The following is a 25703-nucleotide window of genomic DNA, read 5'->3' on the forward strand; positions in this document are numbered from 1 at the left end:
GGTGCTCGACCACGACGCTAGGCAGCCGCCGGCTGCGCCGGAACCCGCGACCGACTCCACCTGCGCGTCGGCCGGTCGCACGGGCACCGAGACGGACGTCGCGACCTGCGATCTCCCGCGCCGGACGGGGCCGGGGGGCCGCGGTCGTTGAGCCGCGGGCGCGGGGTGCCTACCGTTCAGCGGGTGAGCGACGTGAACCACGTGGTCGACGCGGACGGCGGACTGCTCAGCGGCGTCCAGGGCCGGCAGTTCGCCGAGGAGCAGCTGCGGGCCGAGCTCGCGCGTGGCGACGTCGTGCCGGGCCAGCGGCTGGTCGAGGCCGAGCTCGGTGAGCGTTACCGGGTCACCCGCAGCAGCGCCCGGATGGCCCTGGACGCCCTCGTGGCCGACGGGCTGGTCGAGCGCGTCCCCAACAGGGGGGTGCGGGTGCGCACCGTGTCGGCGGCCGAGGCGGTCGCCATCATGGAGTGCCGCCTGGTGCTCGACGGGCTGCTGGCGCGCAAGGCCGCCGAGGGGGCGACCGACGCCGACCTCGCCCGGCTGGAGGCGAACGCCCGGCTGCTGGAGCAGGCCCTCGCCCGGCAGGAGCTGATCGAGTACTCCGCGCTGATCCAGCAGCACCACGCGCTGCTGTCGGAGATCGCCCGGCAGCCGGTGGCCGCGGCCCTGGTGGAGCGGTTGCAGGCCCAGATCGTGCGGCAGCAGTACCGCCTGTCGCTGCGGCCCGGCCGGCCGCAGCGCTCGCTGGCCGAGCTGCAGCGGGTGGTCGCCGCCGTGGCGGCGCGCGACGGGAAGGCCGCCGAGGCGGCGGCCCGGGAGCACGTGCAGGAGGTCATCGCGATCCTGCGGGAGCAGGCGGCCGGGTGACCCGCGGACACCCTTCCGGCGAGCCCGCAGAATTGTTGACAATCCTCCGGGACCGGCCCTAGCGTCGTCGGCGGGCGAGCGAGCTGCCCGCCGCTGACGGTGAGGAGCTGACGGTGACCAGCTACGACGACACCGGCGTCCGCTGCACGATGATGCGCGGCGGCACGTCCCGCGGCCTCTACCTCGAACCCGGTGACCTGCCTGGCGACGAGGCCGTGCGCAACGACCTGCTGCTCCGATTGATGGGCACCCCCGACCCCCGGCAGATCGACGGCCTGGGCGGCTCGACGTCGCTCACCAGCAAGGTCGCGGTCGTCGGCCCCTCCGACCACCCGGACGCCGACGTCGACTACCTGTTCCTGCAGCTGGGGGTCGACCAGCCCACGGTCGGCGACCAGCAGAACTGCGGCAACATCCTCGCCGGGGTCGGCCCGTTCGCGGTCGAGCGCGGCCTGGTGCCCGCCGAGGACGGCGAGACCAGCGTGCGGATCCGGATGGTGAACTCCGACAGCATCGCCGTCGCCACGTTCCCGACGCCCGGCCGCCGGCCGGAGTACCGCGGCGACGTCGGGATCGCGGGCGTGCCGGGCACCGCCGCGCCGGTGGTGCTCGCCTTCACCGACACCGAGGGCTCGGCCACCGGCAGCCTGCTGCCCACCGGGCAGGTGCGGGACACCATCGAGGGCGTCGAGGCGACCTGCGTGGACAACGGCATGCCGGTGGTCGTGGCACTGGCCGCCGACTTCGGGCTCACCGGGTACGAGAGCCACGAGGAGCTGGCCGGCAACGCCGGGTTGCTGACGCGGATCGACGCCTTCCGCACCAAGGCGGGTCAGCTGATGGGTCTGGGCGACGTCGCCGGGAACTCGGTGCCCAAGACCGCGCTGCTGGCCCCGGCCCGGGACGGCGGTCAGGTCTGCACCCGCTCGTTCATCCCCGTGCAGCCGCACACCTCGATCGGCGTGCTGGCCGCGGTCAGCGTCGTCACCGGGATGCTGCTGCCCGGCGCGGTCGGCCACGAGCTCACCACCGGCTGGCCGCAGGACACCTCCCAGGTCGACGTCGAGCACCCGACCGGGCACCTGCTCGTCGACGTGGTGGTCGACGCGAGCACCACGCCGCCGCAGGTGCGCCGCTCCGGCGTCGTGCGCACCGCCCGCAAGCTGTTCGACGGCACCGCCTACCCCCGCTGAAGCCGCACCGCAGGACCACCGACTCAAAGGAGAGCTCCGTGCCCCCCCTCCACGACATCGCCCACCTCGCCCACGTCGAGGTGCTCACCGACAAGCCGGAGGAGTGCCTCGACTTCTACGTGCGCTACCTCGGCATGACCGAGCACGGGTCGGTCGGCGACTCGGTGTTCCTGCGCGCGTGGGACGACTACGAGAACGCCACGATCAAGCTCACCGCCGCGCCGAAGCCGGGGGTCGGCCGGACCAACTTCCGGGCGAGCAGCCCCGAGGCGCTGGAGCGCCGGGTGGCCGCCATCGAGGCGACCGGGCTCGGCAAGGGCTGGCAGGACGGCGACCCCGGCTACGGCCCGGTCTACGTCTTCAGCGACCCGGACGGCCACGAGATGGGCGTCTACTACGAGACCGAGTGGTACCGGCCCGAGGGCGACCTCAAGCCGGCGCTGAAGAACCAGGCGCAGGCCTACCCCGGCCGCGGCGTCAGCGTCCGCCGCATCGACCACATCAACTACCTCGGGGTCGACCCGGTCGCCAACCGCGACTTCGCCGTCGACGTCCTCGGCGGGATGGTCACCGAGCAGATCGTGCTCGACGACGGCGTCGCCGGCAGCTGGACGACCTTCACAAACAAGGGCTACGACGCGGTCTGGACCCGGGACAACACCGGCACCGCCGGCCGGCTGCACCACCTGTCCTTCGCCGTCGACAGCCGGGACGACATCATCCGGGCCGCCGACCTGGCGCTGGAGCACGGCATCCACATCGAGACCGGCCCGCACAAGCACACCATCCAGCAGAGCTTCTTCCTCTACATCTGGGACCCGGCCGGCAACCGGATCGAGCTGGACAACCCCGGCGCCCGGCTGGTGATGGCCCCGGACTGGCAGCCCATCGACTGGTCGGCGGCCGAGCGCGCCAAGGGCCAGGCGTGGGGCCTGCAGACCATCTCCACCTTCCACACCCACGGCACCCCGCCCGTCGGTGAGGAGCAGGAGGAGTCCGGCGCGACCGACCCGGAGGGCGACGCCTACGGGACCGCCCGGTGACCGTCCGGATCGCACTCCTCGGGCTGGGGGAGGCCGGGGCGGAGATCGCCCGGGACCTGGTGGCCGCCGGCGCCGACGTCCGCGGCTACGACCCGCAGGTGTCCGGGGTGCCGGGTGTGGCCGTGCGCAGGGACGAGGCGGACGCCGTCCGGGACGCCGACCTGGTGCTCAGCGCCAACAGCTCGCACGACGCGGCCACCGCGCTGCGGCACGCCCTGCCGGGGATCCGACCGGGCACCGTCTGGGCCGACCTGAACACCGCCGCGCCGGGGGTGAAGGTGGCGCTGGCCGAGGCCGCCGGCACTGCCGCCGACGTCGTCGACGTCGCGCTGATGGCCCCGGTCCCGGGCAAGGGGCTGCGCACGCCGATGCTGGTCTCCGGACCGGCGGCGCAGCGGTACGCGGAGCTGATGGGGGGCTTCGGCGCCCAGGTCACCGTGCAGCCCGGCCCGGTGGGGGAGGCGATCTCCCGGAAGCTGCTGCGCAGCGTGTTCTACAAGGGCCTGGCCGCGGCGGTCGTCGAGGCGCTGGCCGCCGCCGACGCGGCCGGCTGCGGTGACTGGCTGCGGGACAACATCAGCGCCGAGCTCGCCGGCTTCGACGAGCAGACCATCGACCGCCTGGTCGACGGCACCCACAAGCACGCCCGCCGGCGGGCCGACGAGATGACCGCCGCCACCGAGCAGCTGACCGGGCTGGGTGTGCAGCCGCGGGTCGCGGCGGCGGCCCGGGACCTGCTCGGCGAGCTGCGCGACCGAGAACAGGGAGTCCCCGCATGATCATCGACTGCCACGGCCACTTCACCACCGCGCCGGCCGCGCACACCGCCTGGCGCGAGCAGCAGGTCGCGGCCTGGGAGGCGGGCACGTCCGCCCCGGCCTACCCGGAGATCAGCGACGACGAGCTCCGGGAGGTCATCGAGAGCAGCCAGCTGCGGCTGATGGACGAGCGCGGCATCGACGTCACGTTGTTCTCCCCGCGCGCCTCGGCGATGGCGCACCACGTGGGCGACGCGGACGTGAGCCTGGAGTGGACCCGGCGCTGCAACGACCTGGTCCACCGGGTGACCACCCTGTACCCGGACCGGTTCATCGGCGTGGCCCAGCTGCCCCAGTCGCCCGGCGCCCCGATCGAGGGGTCGATCGCCGAGCTGCGGCGGTGCGTCGACGAGCTGGGCTTCGTGGGGTGCAACCTCAACCCCGACCCGAGCGGGGGGCGCTGGAGCTCGCCGGCGCTGACCGACCGCAGCTGGTACCCGTTCTACGAGGCGATGATCGAGCTCGACGTCCCGGCGATGGTGCACGTCTCCGCGTCGGCGAGCCCGTTCTTCCACGGCACCGGCGCCTACTACATCAGCGCCGACACCACGGCGTTCATGCAGCTGGTCCAGGGCAACCTGTTCGGTGACCTGCCCGACCTGCGGCTGGTCATCCCGCACGGTGGCGGCGCGGTGCCGTACCACTGGGGCCGCTACCGGGGCCTGGCCGACATGCTCGGGCAGCCGGCGGTGGAGACCAACGTGATGGGCAACGTCTTCTTCGACACCTGCGTCTACCACCAGCCCGGCATCGACCTGCTGCTGGACGTCATCGACACCCCCAACGTGCTGTTCGGCTCGGAGATGGTCGGGGCGGTGCGCGGGATCGACGCGCGCACCGGCCACTACTTCGACGACACCCGCCGCTACGTCGAGGCCGCCTTCGCCAACGGCGCCCTGGACGAGCAGGCCCGCGCCGACGTCTTCGAGCACAACGTCCGCCGGGTCTACCCCCGGCTGGACGCGGCGCTGCAGAAGGCCGGCCGCTGAGCAGCTAGCCGCGGTCCTGCTCGCCGCCGGTGCCCGGCTCCCCGGGGCCGGCGGCGGGCAGCTGTGCGGCGAGCAGCTGCGCAGCGAGGAGTTGGGCGAGGTGCACCCCGCGCACCCCGTGCAGGTCGTCGGCCTGGGTGCGGCAGGAGAAGCCGTCGGCGAGCAGCACGTCACCGGGTGCCCGGCCGGCCAGCGCGGGGGTGAGCTGCAGTGCGGCGACCGCGACCGACACCTCGTGGTGGCCGCGCTCGACGCCCCAGTTGCCGGCCAGGCCGCAGCAGCCGCCCAGGCGGGTGACCTCGGCGCCGGCGTCGGCGAGGAGCCGGGCGTCGGCGTCCCAGCCCATCACGGCGTGGTGGTGGCAGTGCGGCTGGGCGATCACCGTGGTGCCGGCCAGCGACGGTGGAGCCCAGCCGGCGTCGGCGGTCAGCAGCTCCGCCAGGGTGCGGGTGCCCGCGGCCACCCGCTCGGCGGCGGCACTGCGCTGCGGCCCGACGGCATCGCCGTGCAGCAGTTCGGCGGCGTCGCCGCGCAGCACCCCGGTGCAGGAGGGCTCCAGGCCGACCACCGGGATGCCGGCGTCGACGGCTGCGGCGAGCTCGTCGACGGTGCGGCCGAGGATCCGCCGGGCGGCGTCGAGCTGGCCGGTGGTGATCCAGGTGAGCGCGCAGCAGGCACGTGACGAGGTGATCTGCGGTCGGTAGCCGGCGGTCTCCAGCACCTCGACCGCGGCGCGGCCGACCTCGGGGGAGAAGGCGTCGGTGAAGCCGTCGACGAACAGCAGCACCGGCCGGCCCTCGGTGCGCCGCTGGCCGGCGGTGCGGGCGAACCAGGCGCGGAAGGTCTCCGGGGCGAAGGCCGGCACCGAGCGGCGGGGGTCGACGCCGGCGGCGAACAGCGCCAGCCGGCGCACCCCGGGCAGCCGGGTGGCCGCGTTCGCCAGCCGCGGCACCCGGGTGGCCAGCCGGGACCAGCGGGGCAGCCAGCCCAGGGTGTAGTGCGACCGGGGCCGCAACCGGCGCCGGTAGGACTGGTGCAGCACCTCGGTCTTGTAGGCGGCCATGTCCACGCCGGTCGGGCAGTCCGACGCGCAGCCCTTGCACGACAGGCACAGGTCCAGCGCCTCGTGCACGGCGGGGGAGCGCCAGCCGTCGACCAGCCCGTCGGCCGGGTCGCCGCCGACCATCTCCTGCAGCACTCGGGCGCGGCCGCGGGTGGAGTCCTTCTCCTCCCGGGTGGCGAGCCAGGACGGGCACATCACCCCGCCGGCGCCGGTGGTGTCGGCGCGGCACTTGCCCACGCCGGTGCAGCGGTGCACGGCCTGGGCGAAGTCGCCGCCGTCGGTGGCGTAGGCCAGCGCCAGCTGCTGCCGGACCGGCCGGGCGGCGACGACCCGGACGGCGGCGTCGACCGGGTCGGGGTCGACCAGCACCCCGGGGTTGAGCAGCCCGGCCGGGTCGAAGGCGGTCTTGACCGCCCGGAACAGGTCCAGCGCGGCCGGGGAGTACATCCGGGGCAGCAGCTCGCTGCGCGCCCGCCCGTCGCCGTGCTCACCGGACAGCGACCCGCCGAAGCCCACCACCAGGTCGGCCGCGGCCTCCAGGAACGCACGGAAGGCGCCCGGGCCACCGGGCCGGTCGAGCGGGAAGTCCAGCCGCACGTGCACGCACCCGTCGGCCAGGTGCCCGTAGGGCATGGCGGTGAGCCCGTGCTCGTCGACGAGGGCGTCGAAGGCGCGCAGGTAGTCGCCGATCCGGGCCGGGGGGACGGCGGCGTCCTCCCAGCCGGCGTGCGCGGGCCGGCCGGAGGGGGCGCGCCCGGCCAGGCCGGCGCCGTCCTCGCGGATCCGCCACAGCGCGGCGATCCGGGCCGGTTCGTCGACGACGACGGCGTCGACCGCGCCCGCGTCGGCGACCAGTGCCCCGGCCCGTTCGCGCGCGGCCGCGAGGTCCGCGTCGGCGATCTCGACGAACAGCCAGGCCCGGCCACCGGGCAGTGCCGGCACCGCGCCGGGTCCGCGGCGGGCGCGGACCACCTCGACGATCCGGGAGTCGATGCCCTCGCACGCGGTGGGCGAGTGCGGCAGCAGCGCGGGGATGGCGTCGCCGGCGGTGCCGAAGTCGGGGTAGCCGAGCACGACCAGCAGCCGGACGGCCGGGTCGGTGACCAGGTCGACGGTGGCCTCGGTGACGACGGCGAGGGTGCCCTCGCTGCCGACCAGCAGGGACCCGACGTCGAACCCGCGCTCGGGCAGCAGCGCGTCGACGGCGTACCCGGAGACCTGGCGGCCGAAGGTGCCGAACTCGGTGCGGGCGACGGCGAGGTCGCCGCCGATGACCTGGCGCAGCCGGTCCAGCAGCGGTGCGGGGCCCGCGACGGTCGGGCGCCCGCCGTCCCCGCGGCCGGTGGTCAGCCACTCGCCCCCGGCGGTGAGCGCGCGCAGGCCCGCCACGTTGTCCACGGTCCGGCCGTAGCCCAGCGTCCGGGCGCCGCAGGCGTTGTTGCCGATCATCCCGCCGACGGTGCACCGGGTGTGCGTGGACGGGTCGGGGCCGAAGCGCAGCCCGTGCCGGGCGGCGGCCGCCTGCAGCGTGGCGTGCACGGCGCCGGCCTGGACGCGCGCGGTGCCTGCCTCCGGGTCGACGTCCAGCACGCGGTCCAGGTGCCGGGAGAGGTCGAGGACGACCCCGGGGCCGATCGCGTTCCCGGCGACCGACGTGCCGGCCCCCCGGGCGGTCAGCGGCACGCCGAGGTCACGGCAGACCTGCAGCGTGGCCGCGACGTCGTCCTCGTGCCGGGGGCGGACCACGGCCAGTGGCACCACCCGGTACAGCGAGGCGTCCGCGGAGTAGGCGGCCCGGTACGTGGCGTCGGTGAGGACGTCGGCCACCCCGACCCGGCCCAGCGCGGCGCCGAGCTCGGCCGGGGACGCGGCGGCCGTCCGTGCAGTCGGGCTCACGTCGCCACCTCCGGCATCTCCACCCCCAGAAGCTAGAACACCCGGTCCCGCCGATCCGGCGACGGCTCCGGCCCGCCGTCCGGCACCGCGGTGGACCGGGGGAGTCGTGGCATGATCCAGCGCACTGCCCTGGCGGATCCTCCAGCGACTGGCACGTGGGCTGCGACGGGACGGCAGGAGGGAGTCGGGCGGGATGGCTGAGCGGACGGCGGACGGGAAGCGCGTCGACCGCCGGTTCCCCCGGCGGGTCTACGGCGCGGGGGACGAGCCGGACCCCCGCTTCAGCCTGGCCAACGAGCGCACCTTCCTGGCCTGGATCCGCACGTCACTCGCCCTGCTGGCGGCCGGGGTCGCGCTCGAGGCGCTCGACCTCCCCATCGCCGAGGACATCAGACTGGCCAGCGCGCTGGTCTTCATCGTGCTGGGCCTCCTCGCGCCCGTGCAGGCGTGGTTCGGCTGGATGGCGACCGAGCGGGCGATGCGGCAGTCCCGGCCGCTGCCGTCGCCACGACTGGGCCTGTTGACCGCTCTCGGCGTCACCGTGGCGGGCCTGCTCGTGCTGATCGGGCTGTTCCTCCGGTGACCCGGTCCCCGGGGCGGGTGTTCGACGCCGGCCTCCAGGCGGAACGCACGGCGCTGGCCTGGCGGCGCACCGCGCTGGCCATGGCGGTCGGCGCCGTCGGTGCCGGCCGGCTGGCCGTGCCGGTGCTCGGCGTGCTCGCGCTGCTGGCTGCCGCGGTGGGGCTGGTCCAGGCGGCGCTCGTCGCCGGGGCATCGCGCCGCCGCTACCGGATCGTGCACGAGTCGCTGACGACCCGGGGGGACCTCACCGGTGTGCGCCAGCCCGGGGTGCCCATCGCGGCTCTCGCCTGCTCCGGCCTGCTGGTCGGGCTCCTCGCGCTGGCGTTCGTCCTCGGTCGCTGACCCGGGACCCGGACAACGTCAGCCGCGGGCCGCAGCGTCAGTCGCGGGCCGCGGCGGCGTACCGGCGGGCGAGCGTGGCGCAGGCGTCGCGCAGCTGCGGCGGGTCGAGCACGCGGACCGCGGTGTCGAACCGGCCAAGCGCGGCGGCCAGCCCGATCCACGACCAGGCGCCGAGGGTCAGCCGGCAGCGGCCGGGCCCCAGTGGCTCGACGAGGCCGTCGAACGCGAAGGGGGCGACGTCGGCAGCGGGCAGGTCGAGCTCGACCACGCCGGTGCAGGGCCAGGTGCCGGCCTCGGCGGAGCCGGTGAACCGGGCGTCGACGAAGGCCGCGACGTCCCCGCCGGGCAGGTCACGCGGGGCGAAGCGGGGGCCGGTGGGGGTGCGGGGGCTGATCCGGTCGACGCGGAAGGTCCGCCAGTCGGCGCGGTCCAGGTCCCAGCCGAGCAGGTACCAGCGCCCGGCCCGGCTGATCAGGTGGTGCGGCTCCATGCGGCGCGGCGGCGCGAGGCGCCCGTCGTCCTCGGCCGACCCGGTCCCGTGGTCGAAGCGGAGCACCTCGCGGGCCCGGATCGCGGCGCTGAGCGCGAGGAGCACGGCGGGGTCGACGTCCCGGCCGCCGCCGCGGGGCACGGCGGTGACCTGGATGGCGTCGATGCGGTGCCGCAGCCGGCTCGGCATCACCTGGCGCACGGTGACCAGGGCGCGGGTGGCGGCCTCGGCGATGCCGGCGCCGCTGACCGCGGCGACCTGGAGGGCGACGGCGAGGGCGACGGCCTGGTCGTCGTCGAACAGCAGCGGCGGCAGCTCGGCGCCGGCGTCGAGGCGGTACCCGCCGTCCGGGCCCTTGACGGCCTGCACCGGGTAGCCGAGCTCCCGCAGCCGGTCGACGTCGCGGCGCACGGTGCGCGGGGTGACCCCGAGCCGCTCGGCGAGCGCGGCACCGGGCCAGTCGCGCCGTGCCTGCAGCAGCGACAGCAGCGCCAGCAACCGGGACGACGTTCCGCTCATGTCGGAGATCATGCCCGAAGTAGCGGACCGGACCTGTCCTCTACCGCTGTCAGGGTAGGTGTGCACCGTCGGCGAGCAGCGCCGGCGGGCAGCACCCGAGGAGCCCACATGAGCGTCACCACGACCACGCACCTGAACTTCCGCGGTCAGGCCCGCGCGGCTCTGGACCACTACGCCGCCGTGTTCGGCGGGGAGGTCATCGCCTTCACCTTCGCCCAGGGCGGCGACGAGCGGGACGCCGCCGACGGCGCCGTGCCCGACCAGCTGAAGTGGGGCGGCGTGCAGTCGCCCAGCGGCTTCTCGATCATGGCCTTCGACGTCCCGCCGAACCGGCCCCACGACGCCGGCACCGACGCCGTCTACGTCTCCGTCCGCGGGGACGACGCCGAGGAGATCACCCGCTGCTGGCACGGACTGGCCGAGGGGGGCACCGTGCGGGCGGAGCTGGGCCCGGCCGGCTACGCGCCGCTCTACGGCATGGTCACCGACCGCTTCGGGGTGACCTGGGTCCTCGACGTGGTCGCCGCGTACCAGGGGTGACCCGTCCGGTCCGGGCCAGGGGACCGACCGGTCACCTGGCCCGGGCCGAATCCGGCGCGGGGGATCAGCGCGGGGAGATCAGGTGGTCGCCTTGGTGGCGCGCAGCACCAGGTCGGCCACGTCGTCCGGGCGGGACGCCGGCACCGCGTGGGAGGCGCCGGCCAGCTCGACGACCTCGCGCGCCCCCGCCCGCTCGGCCATGAACCGCTGCGCCTGCGGCGGGATGTTGCGGTCCAGCTCCGGGGTGAGGAACCAGCTGGGGAGGTGCTGCCAGGCCGGGTCGGCCGCCGCGCCCTCGTCGAGCGCGACGTCGCGCAGCGGCCGCTGGGTGGCCGCGGCGACGGCGGCCTGCTCCGCCGGGAGGTCGGCGGCGAACTGCTGGTGGAACAGGTCCCGGTGGATGCCGCACCGCCCGCGATGTGCTGTCTCCCGCGGTACGGAGCGCCGGGACCCGGTGATTGCAGCTCTGTAGCGCGCTCCTTGCGTTCTCGTGTCAGATGGAGGGGTCCGTCGCTGCGCGCCCGGTGGCCGGGTATCCCGGGGAGGCGATGCCGACCCGTCCAGACCGCCGCGGCGGGTCCCGCCGATCACCCACGCCGAGGAGCGCGCCGTGCCCGAGTTCCCTCACCGTCCCGTGGACGGGATCGATGCAGAGCTCCGCGCCCTGGGGTCGGTGACCCGGAGTGCGCTGGGCGAGCTGCACGAGGTGCGGCGCCGCCAGGCCGAGCTCGTCGACATGGAGGCCGCCCTGGTGGTGGCCATCGAGGCCCGGAGCCGGCGTATCGACTGCCTGCTGGACGAGCGGCTCCTCGCGCTCGCCGAGGGCGGCCGGGCTCTGCCACCCAGCAGCGCGGTGCCGCCGGTCCGGCCCGCGGACGGCGGGCACGGGAGCACGCCGGGCGCGTACCCGGCGTCGGACACGGTGGTGCTGCCCGGCGCGGCCCGCCCCGGAGCAGGGGAGCGGCCGTGAACCACGGCACCTGCCCGGCCACCCGGCGCACGCGCACGCCCGGCCGCGCCGCGGGCGTGCTGCTGGCCACGGCCCTCGGCCTGGGCGGCCTCGCTGCCTGCGGGGACTCCGCCGAGCTCGAACCCGGTGTGGTGACCACCGACGAGCTGCGGCAGGTGCAGGAGGACGTGTCGGCGCTGGAGGACCGCGTCCGCGGGCTGGAGGACCGCGTCCGCGCGCTGGCGGAGGGCAGCTCCCAGAGCGCTGCGCCGTCGGAGCCCCCGGCCGAGGACGACCCGTTGGTCGAGGACGACGCGGGGGTGCTCCAGGACGCCGGATCGCTCGTCGGCCAGGACGTCACGGTCAGCGCCCGGGTGGTGGAGGTCCTCACCGCGACGGACCTCGGCAGCGCCTTCCGGATCGGGACCGGCCCGGGCGGCGCTGACCCGGGCGGCGCTGACCCGGGCGGCGCTGACCCGAGCGGCGCTGACCCGAGCGGCGTTGACCAGGGTGGGGCCGTCCCCGTGCTGACCGCGAGCCCGTTCGACGACCTGGACGTCGGCGACGTCGTGCGCGTCTCGGGCACGGTCACGACGGTCGACCGCGACACGTTCGAGCAGGACTTCGGCATCGCCGCCGAGGTGCTCCTCGACGACCCCGACGGCTTCTTCGCCGACCACGAGGGCGAGGCGGCGGTGGCAGCCGACCGGATCGCGGTCGTGGCGGAGCAGGCCGGCAGCTGACGCCCCGCCGACCGGCCGGTGGGGCGTCAGTTCCCGTCCGCCGCGCCGGACGTGGCTGTCCCGCTGGCCGTGGCTGTCTCGCCGGCCGTGGCTGTCTCGCTGGCCGTGGCTGTCTCGCTGGCCGTGGCTGTCTCGCTGGCCGTCGCGCCGGACGGGACCACGGGGTCGAGCGGGACGGGGCGGGTGCGCAGGAACTCGGCGACCTGGTAGCAGACCGCCATCAGCGGCACCGCCAGCAGCGCGCCGGCCAGCCCCCACAGCAGCGTGCCGGCGGTGACGGCGACCAGGACGGCGGCAGGGTGCAGCCGCAGCGCCCGGCCCACGATGATCGGCTGGAGCACGTTGCCCTCGACCTGCTGCACGACCAGGACAGCGACGAGCACGATCACCGCGTCGGTCACGTCGTTGGTGACCAGGGTGACCAGCACGGCGACGGCTCCGCTCACCGTGGCACCGAACAACGGGATGAACGCGCCGATGAAGGTGAGCAGGGTGAGCGAGACCCACAGCGGCACGCCGAGGACCAGCAGCACCGTCCCGATGCCGACCGCGTCGATGAGCGCCACGACGATCACCCCCCGGACGTAGCGGCCGAGCGTGGCCCAGGCGCAGTGGCCGGCGCCGTCCACCCGGCTGCGGTGCCGGTCCGGCACCCGGTCCAGCAGCCAGCGCCACATGCTCGCGCCGTCCTTGAGCAGGAAGAACAGCAGGAACACCACGAGCACCACGGCGGCCAGCACGTTGACCGCCGTCCGCGTCGCCGCCATCGGCTCGGGGGCCAGCTGGTAGATCTGGTCCACCAGCGCGTTGCGGGTCTCGGTGACCTGCTGCGGGTCCAGCTGCAGCGGTCCCTCGACCAGCCACACCCGGATCCGGTCGATGCCGGCGGCCAGGGGCTGGGTCAGGTCCCGGAGCTTGCCGGCCGCCCGGAACCCGACGAGGAAGCCGACGCCGCCCAGCAGGGAGAGCAGGAGCAGCACCGTCAGCAGGGCGGCCGCGGCCGGCGGCACCCGCCGCGCGCACAACCACCGCGGCAGCGGCTCGACGAGCGCGGTGAGCAGCATCGCGACGGCGACCGTGACGGTGATCAGCGGGATCCGCAGCAGCAGCCAGAGCACGAGCCAGACGGTGGCCGCCAGGGCGAGCACCGCCGCGCTGGTGACGAGGGCCCGGACCGCCCACGCCGGCGCCGCCCCCCGCAGCCCGGACCTGCCGGGAGCCGGTGCCGCGCCGTCCGCCCCCTCGGCCGGGGAGCTGGGGCGGGGCAGGGCGCGCGGCACGCCGGGCCGCGCGGGGCGACGCCTCACCGGCCGGCCCCGCGGCCGGGGTGCGGTCCCGGGACGGGGTGGTCGCGGTGGTGGGACGTGGGCATCGGTCTGCTCTCCGTCTCTGGTGCGGGGCTCTCGCGCGGCGCGCTGTCGGAGCGCTCCCGTGCAGGGTGGCCTGTCGTGCGGGGTGGGGCGACCGGGGCGTCGCCGTCGCCCCCGAGTACCCCACGCCGGCGGGGGCGCAGCAGTCCCGGGAATCGACACACAGCCGTCACACGTGCGGTCACCGCGGTGGCGGATCCGTGACGAAGCCGCCGCGGAGCGGGGGAGCCGGGCGGTGGCGGGCAGGACCGGGAGAGCCGGCACCGACCCCGGCGGCGTCGTCGCCGCGGCGCGCCGGGCCAGACGAGGGAGAACCGCCATGACCACCCGATCCCGCTCCGCGCGAATGCTCGTCGGCACCGCCGTCGCCCTCTCGACCGGACTGGGCCTCACCGCCTGCGGCAGCGACGAGCCGGAGCCGGGGACGACGCTCGAGGACGTCAACGAGCAGGGCGCGGAGGACCAGGGCGACGTCGACCCCCTCCAGGACGACGTCTCGGAGCAGGACATCGCCGAGGCCCCCGACGAGGACGACAGCGGGGCCTTCTTCGACGACCCGGAGGCGTTCACCAACGAGCCGGTGACCGTCCGGGGGAAGATCGTCGAGGTGCTCAGCCCCGAGGCGTTCGTGATCGGGGAGGGGGACATGGCCACCCTGGTCACCCGGCCGACGACGGACGACGTCACCCTGCTGCCCGGGTACACCGCCCAGGTCACCGGTGACGTCGGCACGTTCGTCCTGCTCGAGGTGGAGGAGGACCTGGGCGTCGACCTGGCGGACGAGGGCGTCGCGATCTTCGAGGACGGCCCGTACATCGCCGCCGTCGACGTCAACCTGCTCGACGAGGAGTGACCGCTGGTCCACGTCAGCCGGTCGGGTCGGCGGGCCCGGTCGGACGGGGCCCGGTCCCGCTGGGTGCGGCCTCTCCGGTCCCAGCGGTCTCCCCGTCACCGGGCTCCGACCCGGTCGGGCTCGGCTCTGACCCGGTCGGGCTGGGCGTCGGCTCGGCCGGGGCGACGGACCGGTAGTCGTCCCGGCCGACCGGCCCGGACGACAGGCCGCTGTCGGTCGGCACCTCGACCGGCAGCCCCTCCACGGTGAAGCGGATGCGCGTGACGGTCGGCAGGTCGGTGAGGGTCCAGACGATCTGCGCGACGGCGAGCAGCTGGTTGGCCCCGGTGATCGAGGTGAAGCCGCGGGTCACCGCCACCGTCGCCGTGCCGTCGGGCAGCACCACCTCCACGCCCCCCACCTCGGGGGCGAGTGCGGTGCGGATGCCATCGGCCGCCTCGGCGCGGGTCGGGCCCTCCACCACCTGCGCCAGCGCGGCGGCCTCGGTGAGGACGCCGAGGCGTCGCTGCACCGCGGTCAGATCGGCGCCGCGGACCAGGTAGATGGTCAGCTCCTGCCCGGTCGACCGGTCCCCGGTCACCGGCTGCGTCATCGAGGGGACCCCGGTGGGCAGGGACTCGGCGGTCTCCTGGGCGGAGACCCCGCAGCCGGTGGCCAGCCCGGCGGCGAGCACGGCCCCCAGCAGCCGCAGGCGTGCGTCGGCGCTCATGGCACCGGCCCGACGGGCAGCTCGACGACGAACCGGGCGCCGCCCGAGGGGCTCTCGCCCACCGACACGGTGCCGCCCATGGCCTGCACGTGCCGGGCCACCAGGGCCAGCCCGAGCCCGGCCCCCTCGGTGTGGGTGCGGATGCTGCCGGTGCCGCGGGCGAAGCGGTCGAAGACGCGCCCCCGTTCCTCGTCCGGCACCCCCGGGCCGTCGTCGTCCACGAGGACGCACACGGTGGTCTCGCCCCGGGCGACCGTGACGCCGGTCAGGCCGCCACCGTGCTTGTCGGCGTTGTCCATGAGGTTGCCCAGCACCCGTTCGAGCCGGCGCTTGTCGGCGTGGATGACGACGTCGGTGGCCGCCGCGTCGACCTGGAGGCGGGCGGTCTCCCGGCCCGCCAGCCGCCGCCGGAGCAGCGCCTCCTCCACGAGGGCGGCCAGCCGCACCTCCTCCACGACGAGGTCGGCGTTGCCGGCGTCGGCGCGCGAGATCTCCAGCAGGTCGGCGATCAGCCGCTCGAAGCGGACCAGCTCCGCGCGCAGCAGCTCCAGGCCCTCCCGGCCGTCGGGCGGCAGCTCGTCGGCGGTGGCCTCCACCAGGTCCAGGGCGCCGAGCATCGCGGTGAGCGGGGTCCGCAGCTCGTGGCTGACGTCGGCGGCGAACCGGGCGTCGGTGCGCACCCGGTCCTCCAGCAGGGCCGCGGTCCGGTTGAAGGAGGAGGCGATGGGGACCAGGGTCGGATCGCCCTGCGGGTCGATGCGGGTGGACAGGTCGCCCTCGGCGATCGACCCGGCGGCGGAGGCGATGCGGTCCAGCGGGCGCAGTGCCGGGCCGGTGACCCACCACCCCACGGTGAGCAGGAGGGGGACCAGCCCGACCACGGAGAGGGCCAGCCCGGTGGCGAGCACCCGGTAGGTGCTGTCCAGCTCGTCGAGCGGGAAGACCTCGACGTAGGCCTCGTCCAGCCCGGCGAGCGGGATGCCGACGGCCATCATCGTCTGGCCCTGGACCTCGATCCGCTGCCGCGCGGGGGTGCCCGCGAGCACCCGCTCGGTCAGGCTCGCCGGCACGGCGTCGCGGCCGACCAGCAGGGAGGTCGTCACCCACTCGCCGTCGTCGACGTAGAGCGAGACCGAGCCCGTCTCCCGGGGCAGCTGGGCGAGCACCTGGGGCACGGTGAGGCCCTGCGTGCCCAGGGCGCGCTGCACCTGGGAGGCGTTGTCGGCCGCCTGCACCAGCGTCGCGCGCTCCCGCTGGACGAGCAGGTACTGGGAGACCGCGACCCAGACGGCGGCCGCCAGCAGGCTGCACAGCACCGTGGTGACCGCGGTGAAGGCGAGGGTGGCGCGGCCCCGGAGGGTGCGCGCCGGACTGCTCGACCGGCCGCCCGCGGCGGGGGAGAGGTCCGGGTCCGGCTTCGGGGCGGTCGCCGTCACGCCGGGATGCGGTAGCCCATGCCGCGGACGGTGGTGACGACGGTGGGCTGCCCCGGGTCCGCCTCGACCTTCTTGCGCAGCCGCCGCACGTGCACGTCGACCAGCCGGGAGTCGCCGAAGTAGTCGTAGCCCCAGACCCGCTCCAGGAGCTCCTCCCGGCTCAGCACCCGGCCGGGCTCCTCGGCCAGCTCGCACAGCAGGCGGAACTCGGTGCGGGTCAGGCTGATCAGTTCGCCGTCGCGGGTGACGGTGCCCTCGTGCGGTGAGATCTCCAGGCCGCCCACGGAGATCCGCACGCGGGGCTCGGGGGCGCGGGTGCGGCGGGCCAGGGCACGGATGCGGGCGGAGAGCTCCTTGGCCACGAAGGGCTTGGAGACGTAGTCGTCGGCGCCGGCCTCCAGGCCGGCCACCACGTCGTGGCTGTCCGCCCGGGCGGTCACCATGATGATCGGGACGTTCGAGGTGCGGCGGATCTCCCGGCACACCTCGAACCCGTCCTTGCCCGGGAGCATGAGGTCGAGCAGGACGACGTCGAAGCCGCGCTCGCCCAGCTGCTCCAACCCGGCCTCGCCGCTGCCCGCCTCGGACACCTCCAGGCCCTCGCGCTGCAGGGTCATCTGCATGATCCGCCGGATCCGCGGGTCGTCCTCGATGATCAGCACGGATCGGGACACGATCGGAAGTCTGCCTGCCCCGCCGTTCCCCAGCCACCGCCAGCTCCCCGTCAGCCGGTTCGCCCGCGTCGGGGCAGCAAGACCTGGGCGCCCGGGCGGCCGTGGCTCCCCGCCGTCATGCGGCCCGCACCTGCCGGGTCCACCGGGCGACCTGGTCGGCCACGTCGGCGGGGTGGGTCAGCGGCAGCATGTGGCCGGCGTCGGGGAACTCGACGAGCTCGCCGTCGGGCAGCGCGTCGATGAGCTCCCGCACCTCGTCGCCGGGCACCTCGGGGTCCGCGCCGCCGTGGAGCACCAGCGTCGGCACGTGCAACCCCGGGGCCAGCTGGACGCCGTCGTGGCTCAGGCTGGCCAGCGTGGTGGCGGACAGCGCCGGGGCCCGGGTGGTCAGGAAGCTCTTCCGCACCCGGTCGACGACGTCCGGTGGCGCGGTCGGGCCCACGCCGATGCGCCGGACGAGCCGGTCGGCGATCCACCGGACCGGCCGGATCCGGCGGCCCACCGTCAGGGTGCCGCGCAGCACGCCGAACCAGGTACGCCGGAGGCCGGAGGCGAGGGCGGGCGGGAGCCCGCGCGCCGGCAGGCCGGGCGCGGTCACCCCGGAGCCACCGGACGCGGCGAACACCACGCCGGCGGTGCGGTCCGCGGCCGCGGCCTGCTGCTCGGCGGCGAGGATGATGCCGCCGCCGAGGCTGTGCCCCACCAGCACGGCACGCTCGCCGTCGGGCACGACATCGGTGAGCACCGCGATCAGGTCACGGGCGTGCGCGTCGAGGTCGTAGCCGCCGGAACGGGCGTCCCCGCTGCTGCCGTGGCCGCGCAGGTCGTACCGGAGCACCCGGTGCCGGTCGGCCAGCAGTTCGGGGACCTCACCCCAGGAGTCCCGGGACATGCCCAGGCCGTGGACCAGGACCACCAACGGAGCGCCGGCCGGGCCGGTGACGGAGACCGACAGCGGGGTGCCGTCGAAGGACGGGAACGGGGACATGGCCCTCCCGTCCCCCGGGCGGGTGGCCCCGACCCGGCGCGGGGTGCGTTCGTCACGGAGCTGACACGGAACCCCGGCGGGGATGACGGCGGGGTGACGGCCGGCGGCGGACGCGCGCGGCCGGCAGCGGTCACGGTGAGACGGCGATCCCGCCACCTCGGTCCTAGCAGCTCCCCGGGCGCCGGGTGGTGGATGAGGTGGTGGTGCCGGGGTCGCTCGGGTCAGGCGGGTCGGGGCTTGCCCAGGTACATGACCGCGTCCGCCCGGGCGATGAGCGTCGCGGGGTCGTGGGCGTCCCGGGGGAAGAACGCGGCGCCGGAGGTGCCGCTGAGCCGGAGGGTGGCGCCGGCGAGCTCGAGCGGCTGGCCGAGGGCGGTGTGCAGGTGCTCCTGGACCCGGCGGACGGTCTCCTCGGCGCTGCTCGTGCCCGGGGTGCCCGGCGGGGCCCCGGTGGTCGGCGGCAGGCCGGCGAGGACGACGAGGAACTCGTCCCCACCGAGTCGTCCCAGCAGGTCGCCGGCGCGGATGGCCCCGCGGAGCCGGCTCGCCGCGCCGACGAGCGCGGCGTCGCCCACCGCGTGGCCGAAGCGGTCGTTGATGGCCTTGAAGCCGTTCAGGTCGATCAGCACGGCGGCCACGCTCGTGCCGCCCCGTTGCGCCCGCCGCAGCTCCAGGTCCAGGTGCTCGAGCAGGTGCGACCGGTTGGGCAGCCCGGTCAGTTCGTCGTGGTGGGCGAGGTGCATCGTCCGCCGTTCCCGGTCGACGCGCGCGGTGACGTCGAGCTGGCTGCCGATGTAGTGGGTGATCTCGTCCCCGTTCCACAGGGCACTGATGTGCACCTCGTTCCAGAACGAGGACCCGTCGCGCCGGTAGTTGAGCAGCACGGCGTGCACGTCCCGGCCGGCGAGCATCCGCCGGCGGATCGGCTGGACCTGGCTGCTGTCGGTGTCCGGCCCCTGGAGGAAGCGGCAGTTGCGGCCCAGGACCTCGGCCTCGGTGTAGCCGGTCATGCGCAGGAACGCCGCGTTCGCATAGACCAGCGGGTGGTCGGGCAGGCGCGCGTCGGCGATGACGATGCCGTTGCTCGCCACGGCGACGGCCCGGAGCATCAGGTCCGGCAGGTCGCCGTCGGCGATGCGCCGGACCTCGGCGGCGGTGCGGGGCTCGGGAACCGCCGCCGGGGCCGGGCCGGTCGTCCTGGGACGCGTCCTGCTCAGCAGCAGGCCGGCCGCCTCGAGCACCCGCGGCCGGTCGTAGGTGAGCACGTAGTCCAGCCGACGGTCGCCCGGGTCCCAGGCTCCTGGCGCGCCACGGTCCCCCCGGCCGTCGACGCGGACCTCCCGGGCGGCCAGCGCGGCAGCGAAGTGCGGGCTGACCACCGTGACCACCCACTCGCGGGCCAGCGGGTCGTCGGCGTCCAGGGCGGTGCCGGCCACCCCCGGAGCCGGCTCCGGGGGCATGCCCACCCCGGTCACCGCGGTGAGCGCGGTGACGCTGCCGAGCGTCTCGTAGCGCCGGCGCGTGCGCGCGCTCATGGCCGCCGCGTGCTGGAAGTTCGCGAGGACGACGGTCTGCTCGTCGAGCAGCAGGGCCTGCCGCTCGAGCTGCCGGGTCATCGACGCCAGCAGCGGCACGCTGGTGCGCTGCGGTTCGGTGGCCGCGGCCAGGACCGTGTGCGGCGTCGGCGTCGCCCCGCCCACCGCGGGATCCGCCCGGGGGCCCGCCGGTCGGAGGCGCAGCGGGCGCATCCCGGTGGGCAGCAACGCCGCGGGGCGACCGAACATCCAGCCCTGTCCCAGTCGCGCGCCCATCGCCAGGGCACGTTCGAGGTGCTGCTCGGTCTCGATCCCCTCGGCCAGGACCAGGGCGCCGGAGCGCTCGGCCTCGGCCCGCACGGCGTTGACCACCCCGGCGACCTGCAGGGTGGTGTGACCCCGCACCAGGTTCAGGTCCAGCTTGATCACGTCCGGCCTGAGGAACGACACCAGCGCCAGCCCGGCCGGCTCGGCGCCGACGTCGTCGAGCGCGACCCGCCAGCCGATGTCCCGGGCGAGCCGCACACCGTGCACGAGGTCCGCGGGCCGTTCCAGCAGGTCCCGTTCGGTCACCTCCAGCACGATCTGGACGGGGTCCGGGGTGAGGTCGGCCAGGGCGGCGAGGTCGGCGGGCGAGAGGATGGACAGGGTCGCCGGCTCGATGTTGACGAACAGCGTGGTCACCGCGGGGACGCCGGCCACCCCGCTGAGAGCGGCGCGCAGGCACACGCCGTCGAGCGCGGCGGTCGTCCCGGCCGCCGCGGCCGCCGAGAACAGCTCGGTCGGCGCCTCCAGGGGGCCGGGCACTCCGCGGGAGAGCGCCTCCACGGCCACCAGGGCGCCGTCGTCCAGGTCGACGATGGGCTGGTAGAGCGTGCGCACCGAGCCCTCAGAGCCGTCAGAGCCCGCTGAGCGCCCCGAGCCCTCGGAGCCCGCTGAGCGCTCCGAGCCCTCCGAGCGCTCCGGCGCGGTCATGCGCTTGAGGGTCCCACGGTCTCCGGTGTCGGGCGCGGCGTCGGTTCTGCTGCCACCCGCGGGCCGGCTGCGGCAGGATCGCCCGGGTGAGCAGCCGAGCCGCGGCGGACCAGCGCCTCAGCGACCTCGCCCGGCTGCGTCGGGTCCGCGACCGGATCGACCGGGAGTACGCGCAGCCCCTCGACGTCGCGGCGCTCGCCCGGGGCGTGCACATGTCCGCGGGGCACCTGAGCCGGGCGTTCCGGGCCGCCTACGGCGAGCCGCCCTACGCCTACCTGATGACCCGGCGGATCGAGCGGGCGATGGCGCTGCTGCGCCGGGGCGACCTGAGCGTCACGGAGGTGTGCTTCGCGGTCGGCTGCTCGTCGCTGGGCACGTTCAGCACCCGGTTCACCGAGCTGGTCGGCATGCCGCCGAGCGTCTACCGGCGGATGGCGGACGGTGCGACGGAGGGGATGCCGCCGTGCGTGGCCAGGCAGGTGACCAGACCGGTCAGGAATCGAGAAGCACCGGTCACCGGGCCCTCCCTAGCGTGACCGGCATGGACACCACCGGCATGGACCTCACCATCCACTCCAGCTTCCTGCCGCACACCGACCCGGAGGCATCGCTGCTCTTCTGGCGCGACACCTTGGGATTCGAGGTCCGCCTCGACGTCGGCTACGAGGGCATGCGCTGGATCACCGTGGGCCCGCCCGGCCAGCCCGACACGGCGATCGTGCTCCACCCACCGTCGGCCGGCCCGGACCTCACCGACGACGAACGCCGCACCATCGAGGAGCTGCTGGCCAAGGGCAGCTTCTTCGGGGTCAACCTGGCCACTCCCGACCTCGACGGCACCTTCGCGGCGCTGGCCGGCGGCGGCGTCGAGGTGGTCCAGGAGCCGACCGACCAGCCCTATGGTCTGCGGGACTGCGCCGTCCGCGACCCGGCGGGCAACCTGATCCGCATCCAGCAGCTGAGCTGAACCCGGGGCAGTGCACCCGGGCGGAGGGAGAGTGCGATGAGCCCCGCCACCACGAGCCCCGCCACCACGAGCCCCGCCACCACGAGCAGGGCCACCGGCCCCGCCACCACGAGCCCCGCCGCACCGCCGTCGGATCGGCACGCGGCCGACGGCCACGACCTGATCCGGGTGATCGGCGCGCGGCAGAACAACCTCAAGGACGTCAGCGTCGAGATCCCGAAGCGCCGGCTGACCGTGTTCACCGGCGTCTCCGGTTCGGGCAAGAGCTCGTTGGTGTTCGGCACGATCGCCGCGGAGTCGCAGCGGCTGATCAACGAGACCTACAGCTCGTTCGTCCAGGGGTTCATGCCGTCGCTGGCCCGGCCGGAGGTCGACCTGCTCGACGGGCTGACCACGGCGATCATCGTCGACCAGGAGCGGATGGGCGCCAACCCCCGCTCCACGGTGGGCACCGCCACCGACGCCAACGCCTTGCTGCGCATCCTGTTCAGCCGGCTCGGGCAGCCGCACATCGGCTCGCCGCAGGCATTCTCCTTCAACGTCGCCTCGATCAGCGGCGCGGGCGCGGTCACCTTCGAGCAGGGCGGCAGGACGGTGAAGGAGCGCCGCGAGTTCAGCATCACCGGTGGGATGTGTCCCCGCTGCGAGGGCATGGGCCGGGTCAACGACATCGACGTCAGCCAGCTCTACGACGACAGCAAGTCGCTCAACGAGGGCCCGTTCACCGTCCCCGGGTACAGCGCCGACGGCTGGTACGGCCGCATCTACAGCGGCTGCGGCTTCTTCGACCCGGACAAGCCGATCCGCGAGTTCACCGACACCGAGCTGCACGACCTGCTGCACAGGGAGCCGACGAAGATCAAGGTCGACGGGATCAACCTGACCTACGAGGGGCTGATCCCGAAGATCCAGAAGTCGATGCTGGCCAAGGACCGGGAGGCGATGCAGCCGCACGTCCGGGCGTTCGTGGACCGGGCGGTCGTGTTCACCACCTGCCCGGACTGCGAGGGCACCCGGCTCAGCGCGGAGGCGCGGTCCTCGCGCATCCGGGGGAAGAACATCGCCGAGGTCTGCGCGATGCAGATCAGCGACCTCGCCGGATGGGTGCGCGGGATCGACGAGCCGTCGGTGGCGCCGTTGCTGGGCGGGCTGGGGGAGACCCTCGACGCGTTCGTGGAGATCGGCCTGGGCTACCTCAGCCTGGACCGGCCCGCGGGCACGCTGTCCGGCGGTGAGGCGCAGCGCACCAAGATGATCCGCCACCTCGGCTCCTCGCTGACCGACGTCACCTACGTCTTCGACGAGCCGACGATCGGCCTGCACCCGCACGACATCGGGCGGATGAACGACCTGCTGCTGCGGCTGCGGGACAAGGGCAACACCGTGCTCGTGGTGGAGCACAAGCCGGAGACGATCGCGATCGCCGACCACGTCGTCGACCTCGGCCCCGGCGCCGGGACGGCCGGGGGAACCGTGTGCTTCGAGGGCACCGTGGCAGAGCTGCGGTCCAGTGGCACGCTCACCGGGCGGCACCTGGACGACCGGGTCTCGGTGAAGCCGGCGGTGCGCACGCCCTCGGGTGCGCTGGAGGTGCGGGGCGCCGGCACGCACAACCTGCGCGACGTCGACGTCGACATCCCGCTCGGCGTGCTCGTGGTGCTCACCGGCGTCGCGGGGTCCGGCAAGAGCTCGCTGGTCTCCGGCTCGGTGTCGGGGCGGGAGGGCGTGGTGACGGTCGACCAGACCCCGATCCGTGGCTCGCGCCGCAGCAACCCGGCGACCTACACCGGGCTGCTCGACCCGATCCGCAAGGCGTTCGCCAAGGCCAACGGGGTGAAGCCGGCGCTGTTCAGCGCGAACTCGGAGGGCGCCTGCCCGGCGTGCAAGGGCGCCGGGGTCATCTACACCGACCTGGCGACGATGGCCGGGGTCGCCACTCCCTGCGAGGAGTGCGAGGGCAAGCGGTTCCAGGCCGCGGTGCTGGAGCACCGGCTCGGTGGGCGGGACATCAGCGAGGTGCTGGCGATGTCGGTGGCGGAGGCGGAGGAGTTCTTCGGCGCCGGCGACTCCCGCACCCCGGCTGCGCACAAGGTCCTGACCCACCTGGCCGACGTCGGGCTCGGTTACCTCACCCTCGGCCAGCCGCTCACCACGCTCTCCGGTGGTGAACGCCAGCGGCTCAAGCTGGCCACGCAGATGGGCTCCGACGGCGGGGTGTTCGTGCTGGACGAGCCGACCACGGGGCTGCACCTGGCCGACGTCGAGCAGCTGCTCGGGCTGCTCGACCGGCTGGTCGACGGCGGGACGTCGGTCGTCGTCATCGAGCACCACCAGGCGGTGATGGCGCACGCCGACTGGATCATCGACCTCGGTCCCGGCGCCGGCCACGACGGCGGCCGGGTGGTCTTCGAGGGCACGCCGGCCGATCTGGTCGCCTCGCGGGCCACCCTGACCGGCGAGCACCTGGCGGCCTACGTCAACGGCTGAGCTGCGGGCGGCGCCGCGACCAGGCGGTTTACGCCGTAAACCGTGCGGACTAGACTCGCCCGATGCCGTTGATCCTGCATGTCGGTGGTCCCCGCGACGGCCAGGTCGACGACCTGCCCGAGGAAGCCCTCGCCTCGTCCCTGCTCGTCTACGACGGGCCCCGGTGGCTCGGCGTCTACGAGCGGGTCGCTCCCCGGCGCACCGTGGACACCCCTCGCGGCGAGGCCGAGGTCTGGGCGGTGCACGAGTAGCCACGCCGGCCGCGCTGCCAGGCACGTGGACGAGGCGGGCGCGGCAGAGGCCCGTACCGGGGTTGCCTCAGAACGGGGTACGACAGTTTTGGCCCGCTCGCGGGAGGACGCCCACCCGGGCCGGGAGGACGGTTCCCGCCGGTGGGGGCGCCGCGGGTCAGCCGGCAGCGGAGTGGGACAGGGCCGCCCGGACCTCGTCGTCGGTGGTGGAGCGGAAGTCGAGGTAGCCCTGGCCGACGGCGGAGAACGACTCGGGTGCCCAGAGGCAGACGACCTCGTCGACCTCGGTGGCCAGCTGCCCGCAGACCCTCGGCGACGCCACCGGGACGGCCACGGTGAGCCGGCGGGGTGTCTGCCGGCGGACCGCGTTGAGAGCTGCCCGCATGGTGGACCCGGTGGCGAGCCCGTCGTCCACCACGATCACCGGCCGGCCGGTCAGCGGGGTGACCGGGCGGCCCTGCCGGTAGGCGGCCTCCCGGCGGCGGAGCTCGACGACCTCCCGTTCCCGGGCGCTGCCGAAGGTCTCCTCGTCGACGTCCACGTGCGCCAGGACGCGCTCGTCGCGCACGGTCTCGATCTCGGAGTCGACCGCCGCGATGGCGCCCATGGCGAACTCCGGGTGCCAGGGCACCCCGATCTTGCGGACGACGACGATGTCCAGCGCGCCGCCGAGCGCGCGGGCGACCTCTGCGGCGACCACCACCCCACCCCGCGGCAGGCCGAGCACCACGAGCTCAGGATCGGCGTGCTCGGCGAGGCGAGCAGCGAGGGCGCGGCCCGCCTCGGCGCGGTCGGCGAACGGCTTCGTGGTCGTGGACATCGGTCCTCCTCGGTCGTGGTCCCGTCGATCGGTCCGCTGCCCCTACCCGTTCTGCGCGACGGGGCATCGCCGGCGGCGTGCCGGGTAGGGGCACCACGCCGTGGCCGCCGAGCCGAGGCGCCCGGCCGCTCGTCCCGGAGGTGGTCTGCCCGCCCCGGGGCCACGACGGAGAGGGCTGCCATGCAGGCCCACGAGATCACGTCCGCAGTCCAGCAGTCGGCAGGGATCGACACGTCCGAGCACGCGCACCAGGCGGTCGCGGCCACCCTGACGGTCCTCGGGCAGCGACTGTCCACCGAGGCCGGGGACCTGGCCGCCCAGCTGCCCGCGGAGTTCGCGCGGTGCCTGCCGGACGGCGGGGAGGCCGAGCGGTTCGACCTGCCGGAGTTCTACCGCCGGGTCGCCGACCAGGAGGGCCGCGGGTGCACCCCGGAGCAGGCCCGGCAGCACGCCCGGGCGGTGACTGCCGCCCTGCGGGAGGCCGTGGGTGCGGAGTACCAGCACCTGCTGGCCCAGCTCCCGGACGACTACGCGGACCTGCTGCACACCGAGAACGTCCAGCACTGAGCCGATGCGCGGCCGGCTCCCCGGCCGGTCGCGCGCA

26 protein-coding genes are annotated in these 25703 nt (G+C 75.1%); 16 read left to right on the forward strand and 10 right to left on the reverse strand.

The features are described 5' to 3' along the window. Positions 1-183: 183 nt before the first annotated feature. The 5 genes from ACI79U_RS01630 to ACI79U_RS01650 all read left to right on the forward strand — a co-directional run bounded on the left by ACI79U_RS01630 (position 184) and on the right by ACI79U_RS01650 (position 4910). Positions 184-867, forward strand: a complete 684-nt coding sequence (locus ACI79U_RS01630; protein ID WP_457064415.1) for a GntR family transcriptional regulator — start codon at positions 184-186, stop codon at positions 865-867. Positions 868-980: 113 nt separating this feature from the next. Beyond that, on the forward strand, positions 981-2060 hold the full coding sequence (locus tag ACI79U_RS01635) for a 4-oxalomesaconate tautomerase (RefSeq protein WP_457064417.1): 1080 nt from the start codon (positions 981-983) through the stop codon (positions 2058-2060). A gap of 38 nt (positions 2061-2098) precedes the next feature. Further along, positions 2099-3103 carry a VOC family protein gene (locus ACI79U_RS01640; protein WP_457064419.1) on the forward strand — a complete coding sequence of 335 codons (1005 nt, stop codon included), beginning with the start codon at positions 2099-2101 and terminating at the stop codon, positions 3101-3103. Further along, entirely contained in the window at positions 3100-3882 is a 783-nt protein-coding gene (locus ACI79U_RS01645; protein ID WP_457064421.1) for a DUF1932 domain-containing protein, read from the forward strand. The genes ACI79U_RS01640 and ACI79U_RS01645 overlap by 4 nt, the downstream gene beginning before the upstream one ends. Continuing rightward, complete coding sequence (locus tag ACI79U_RS01650) at positions 3879-4910, forward strand: amidohydrolase family protein (RefSeq protein ID WP_457064423.1); 1032 nt, start codon at positions 3879-3881, stop codon at positions 4908-4910. The genes ACI79U_RS01645 and ACI79U_RS01650 overlap by 4 nt, the downstream gene beginning before the upstream one ends. Before the next feature lie 4 nt (positions 4911-4914). Here ACI79U_RS01650 and ACI79U_RS01655 read toward each other — a convergent pair whose 3' ends face one another. Next, the gene (locus tag ACI79U_RS01655; protein ID WP_457064425.1) at positions 4915-7869 is read right to left on the reverse strand and encodes an FAD-binding and (Fe-S)-binding domain-containing protein; all 2955 of its coding nucleotides are present in this window, start codon (positions 7867-7869) and stop codon (positions 4915-4917) included. Positions 7870-8062: 193 nt separating this feature from the next. Between ACI79U_RS01655 and ACI79U_RS01660 the strand changes: the two genes are divergently transcribed. Both ACI79U_RS01660 and ACI79U_RS01665 read left to right on the forward strand, forming a co-directional pair. Beyond that, positions 8063-8452 carry a YidH family protein gene (locus tag ACI79U_RS01660; RefSeq protein WP_457064427.1) on the forward strand — a complete coding sequence of 130 codons (390 nt, stop codon included), beginning with the start codon at positions 8063-8065 and terminating at the stop codon, positions 8450-8452. Further along, positions 8449-8793 carry a DUF202 domain-containing protein gene (locus ACI79U_RS01665; protein ID WP_457064429.1) on the forward strand — a complete coding sequence of 115 codons (345 nt, stop codon included), beginning with the start codon at positions 8449-8451 and terminating at the stop codon, positions 8791-8793. The genes ACI79U_RS01660 and ACI79U_RS01665 overlap by 4 nt, the downstream gene beginning before the upstream one ends. Before the next feature lie 37 nt (positions 8794-8830). Here ACI79U_RS01665 and ACI79U_RS01670 read toward each other — a convergent pair whose 3' ends face one another. Beyond that, positions 8831-9802: a helix-turn-helix transcriptional regulator gene (locus ACI79U_RS01670; RefSeq protein WP_457064431.1), complete on the reverse strand. Its 972-nt coding sequence runs from the start codon at positions 9800-9802 to the stop codon at positions 8831-8833. 108 nt (positions 9803-9910) lie between these two features. Between ACI79U_RS01670 and ACI79U_RS01675 the strand changes: the two genes are divergently transcribed. Then, positions 9911-10342 (forward strand): VOC family protein, encoded by a 432-nt coding sequence (locus ACI79U_RS01675; protein WP_457064433.1) that lies wholly within the window; start codon positions 9911-9913, stop codon positions 10340-10342. Between the two features lie 78 nt (positions 10343-10420). Here ACI79U_RS01675 and ACI79U_RS01680 read toward each other — a convergent pair whose 3' ends face one another. Next, the gene (locus ACI79U_RS01680) at positions 10421-10933 is read right to left on the reverse strand and encodes an alpha/beta fold hydrolase (RefSeq protein WP_457064435.1); all 513 of its coding nucleotides are present in this window, start codon (positions 10931-10933) and stop codon (positions 10421-10423) included. A 19-nt stretch (positions 10934-10952) separates the two neighbouring features. On the opposite strand from ACI79U_RS01680, the gene ACI79U_RS01685 reads away from it, so the two are divergent. Both ACI79U_RS01685 and ACI79U_RS01690 read left to right on the forward strand, forming a co-directional pair. After that, positions 10953-11312: a hypothetical protein gene (locus tag ACI79U_RS01685; protein WP_457064437.1), complete on the forward strand. Its 360-nt coding sequence runs from the start codon at positions 10953-10955 to the stop codon at positions 11310-11312. Then, positions 11309-12034 carry a hypothetical protein gene (locus ACI79U_RS01690; protein ID WP_457064439.1) on the forward strand — a complete coding sequence of 242 codons (726 nt, stop codon included), beginning with the start codon at positions 11309-11311 and terminating at the stop codon, positions 12032-12034. Before ACI79U_RS01685 ends, ACI79U_RS01690 begins: the two co-directional genes overlap by 4 nt. Positions 12035-12060: 26 nt before the next feature. Here ACI79U_RS01690 and ACI79U_RS01695 read toward each other — a convergent pair whose 3' ends face one another. Next, the gene (locus ACI79U_RS01695) at positions 12061-13341 is read right to left on the reverse strand and encodes an AI-2E family transporter (RefSeq protein ID WP_457064441.1); all 1281 of its coding nucleotides are present in this window, start codon (positions 13339-13341) and stop codon (positions 12061-12063) included. 382 nt (positions 13342-13723) lie between these two features. Here ACI79U_RS01695 and ACI79U_RS01700 point away from each other — a divergent pair, with 382 nt between their 5' ends. After that, positions 13724-14257: a hypothetical protein gene (locus ACI79U_RS01700; protein WP_457064443.1), complete on the forward strand. Its 534-nt coding sequence runs from the start codon at positions 13724-13726 to the stop codon at positions 14255-14257. 13 nt (positions 14258-14270) lie between these two features. Here the strand turns inward: ACI79U_RS01700 and ACI79U_RS01705 are convergent, their stop codons facing one another. The 5 genes from ACI79U_RS01705 to ACI79U_RS01725 all read right to left on the reverse strand — a co-directional run bounded on the left by ACI79U_RS01705 (position 14271) and on the right by ACI79U_RS01725 (position 20481). Beyond that, positions 14271-14966, reverse strand: a complete 696-nt coding sequence (locus ACI79U_RS01705) for a GerMN domain-containing protein (RefSeq protein WP_457064445.1) — start codon at positions 14964-14966, stop codon at positions 14271-14273. Next, on the reverse strand, positions 14963-16402 hold the full coding sequence (locus tag ACI79U_RS01710) for an ATP-binding protein (RefSeq protein WP_457064447.1): 1440 nt from the start codon (positions 16400-16402) through the stop codon (positions 14963-14965). Before ACI79U_RS01710 ends, ACI79U_RS01705 begins: the two co-directional genes overlap by 4 nt. Continuing rightward, complete coding sequence (locus ACI79U_RS01715; protein ID WP_457064449.1) at positions 16399-17076, reverse strand: response regulator; 678 nt, start codon at positions 17074-17076, stop codon at positions 16399-16401. Before ACI79U_RS01715 ends, ACI79U_RS01710 begins: the two co-directional genes overlap by 4 nt. A gap of 115 nt (positions 17077-17191) precedes the next feature. Then, the gene (locus tag ACI79U_RS01720; RefSeq protein ID WP_457064451.1) at positions 17192-18064 is read right to left on the reverse strand and encodes an alpha/beta fold hydrolase; all 873 of its coding nucleotides are present in this window, start codon (positions 18062-18064) and stop codon (positions 17192-17194) included. Positions 18065-18285: 221 nt separating this feature from the next. Next, positions 18286-20481, reverse strand: a complete 2196-nt coding sequence (locus ACI79U_RS01725) for a diguanylate cyclase domain-containing protein (RefSeq protein WP_457064453.1) — start codon at positions 20479-20481, stop codon at positions 18286-18288. Between the two features lie 179 nt (positions 20482-20660). Between ACI79U_RS01725 and ACI79U_RS01730 the strand changes: the two genes are divergently transcribed. The 4 genes from ACI79U_RS01730 (at position 20661) to ACI79U_RS01745 (ending at position 24279) form a co-directional block, all read left to right on the forward strand. Next, positions 20661-21110, forward strand: a complete 450-nt coding sequence (locus ACI79U_RS01730; protein WP_457064455.1) for a helix-turn-helix transcriptional regulator — start codon at positions 20661-20663, stop codon at positions 21108-21110. 5 nt (positions 21111-21115) lie between these two features. Next, positions 21116-21541, forward strand: a complete 426-nt coding sequence (locus ACI79U_RS01735) for a VOC family protein (RefSeq protein ID WP_457064457.1) — start codon at positions 21116-21118, stop codon at positions 21539-21541. 36 nt (positions 21542-21577) lie between these two features. After that, on the forward strand, positions 21578-24028 hold the full coding sequence (locus ACI79U_RS01740; protein ID WP_457064459.1) for an ATP-binding cassette domain-containing protein: 2451 nt from the start codon (positions 21578-21580) through the stop codon (positions 24026-24028). Between the two features lie 62 nt (positions 24029-24090). After that, positions 24091-24279: a hypothetical protein gene (locus tag ACI79U_RS01745; protein ID WP_457064461.1), complete on the forward strand. Its 189-nt coding sequence runs from the start codon at positions 24091-24093 to the stop codon at positions 24277-24279. Between the two features lie 157 nt (positions 24280-24436). Here ACI79U_RS01745 and ACI79U_RS01750 read toward each other — a convergent pair whose 3' ends face one another. Beyond that, positions 24437-25099 (reverse strand): phosphoribosyltransferase, encoded by a 663-nt coding sequence (locus ACI79U_RS01750; protein ID WP_457064463.1) that lies wholly within the window; start codon positions 25097-25099, stop codon positions 24437-24439. Positions 25100-25279: 180 nt separating this feature from the next. Here ACI79U_RS01750 and ACI79U_RS01755 point away from each other — a divergent pair, with 180 nt between their 5' ends. Then, positions 25280-25666, forward strand: coding sequence for a DUF2267 domain-containing protein (locus tag ACI79U_RS01755; protein ID WP_457064465.1), 387 nt, complete (start codon positions 25280-25282; stop codon positions 25664-25666). Positions 25667-25703 lie beyond the last annotated feature (37 nt).

Source organism: Modestobacter sp. SYSU DS0904 (assembly GCF_054051115.1).

Coding starts and splice junctions, on each gene's coding strand:
- ACI79U_RS01650 (WP_457064423.1), top strand. CDS start 3,879: ATGATCATCGACTGCCACGGCCACTTCACCACCGCGCCGGCCGCGCAC.
- ACI79U_RS01660 (WP_457064427.1), top strand. CDS start 8,063: ATGGCTGAGCGGACGGCGGACGGGAAGCGCGTCGACCGCCGGTTCCCC.
- ACI79U_RS01670 (WP_457064431.1), bottom strand. CDS start 9,802: ATGAGCGGAACGTCGTCCCGGTTGCTGGCGCTGCTGTCGCTGCTGCAG.
- ACI79U_RS01675 (WP_457064433.1), top strand. CDS start 9,911: ATGAGCGTCACCACGACCACGCACCTGAACTTCCGCGGTCAGGCCCGC.
- ACI79U_RS01700 (WP_457064443.1), top strand. CDS start 13,724: ATGACCACCCGATCCCGCTCCGCGCGAATGCTCGTCGGCACCGCCGTC.
- ACI79U_RS01705 (WP_457064445.1), bottom strand. CDS start 14,966: ATGAGCGCCGACGCACGCCTGCGGCTGCTGGGGGCCGTGCTCGCCGCC.
- ACI79U_RS01720 (WP_457064451.1), bottom strand. CDS start 18,064: ATGTCCCCGTTCCCGTCCTTCGACGGCACCCCGCTGTCGGTCTCCGTC.
- ACI79U_RS01735 (WP_457064457.1), top strand. CDS start 21,116: ATGGACACCACCGGCATGGACCTCACCATCCACTCCAGCTTCCTGCCG.
- ACI79U_RS01740 (WP_457064459.1), top strand. CDS start 21,578: ATGAGCCCCGCCACCACGAGCCCCGCCACCACGAGCCCCGCCACCACG.
- ACI79U_RS01745 (WP_457064461.1), top strand. CDS start 24,091: ATGCCGTTGATCCTGCATGTCGGTGGTCCCCGCGACGGCCAGGTCGAC.
- ACI79U_RS01750 (WP_457064463.1), bottom strand. CDS start 25,099: ATGTCCACGACCACGAAGCCGTTCGCCGACCGCGCCGAGGCGGGCCGC.
- ACI79U_RS01755 (WP_457064465.1), top strand. CDS start 25,280: ATGCAGGCCCACGAGATCACGTCCGCAGTCCAGCAGTCGGCAGGGATC.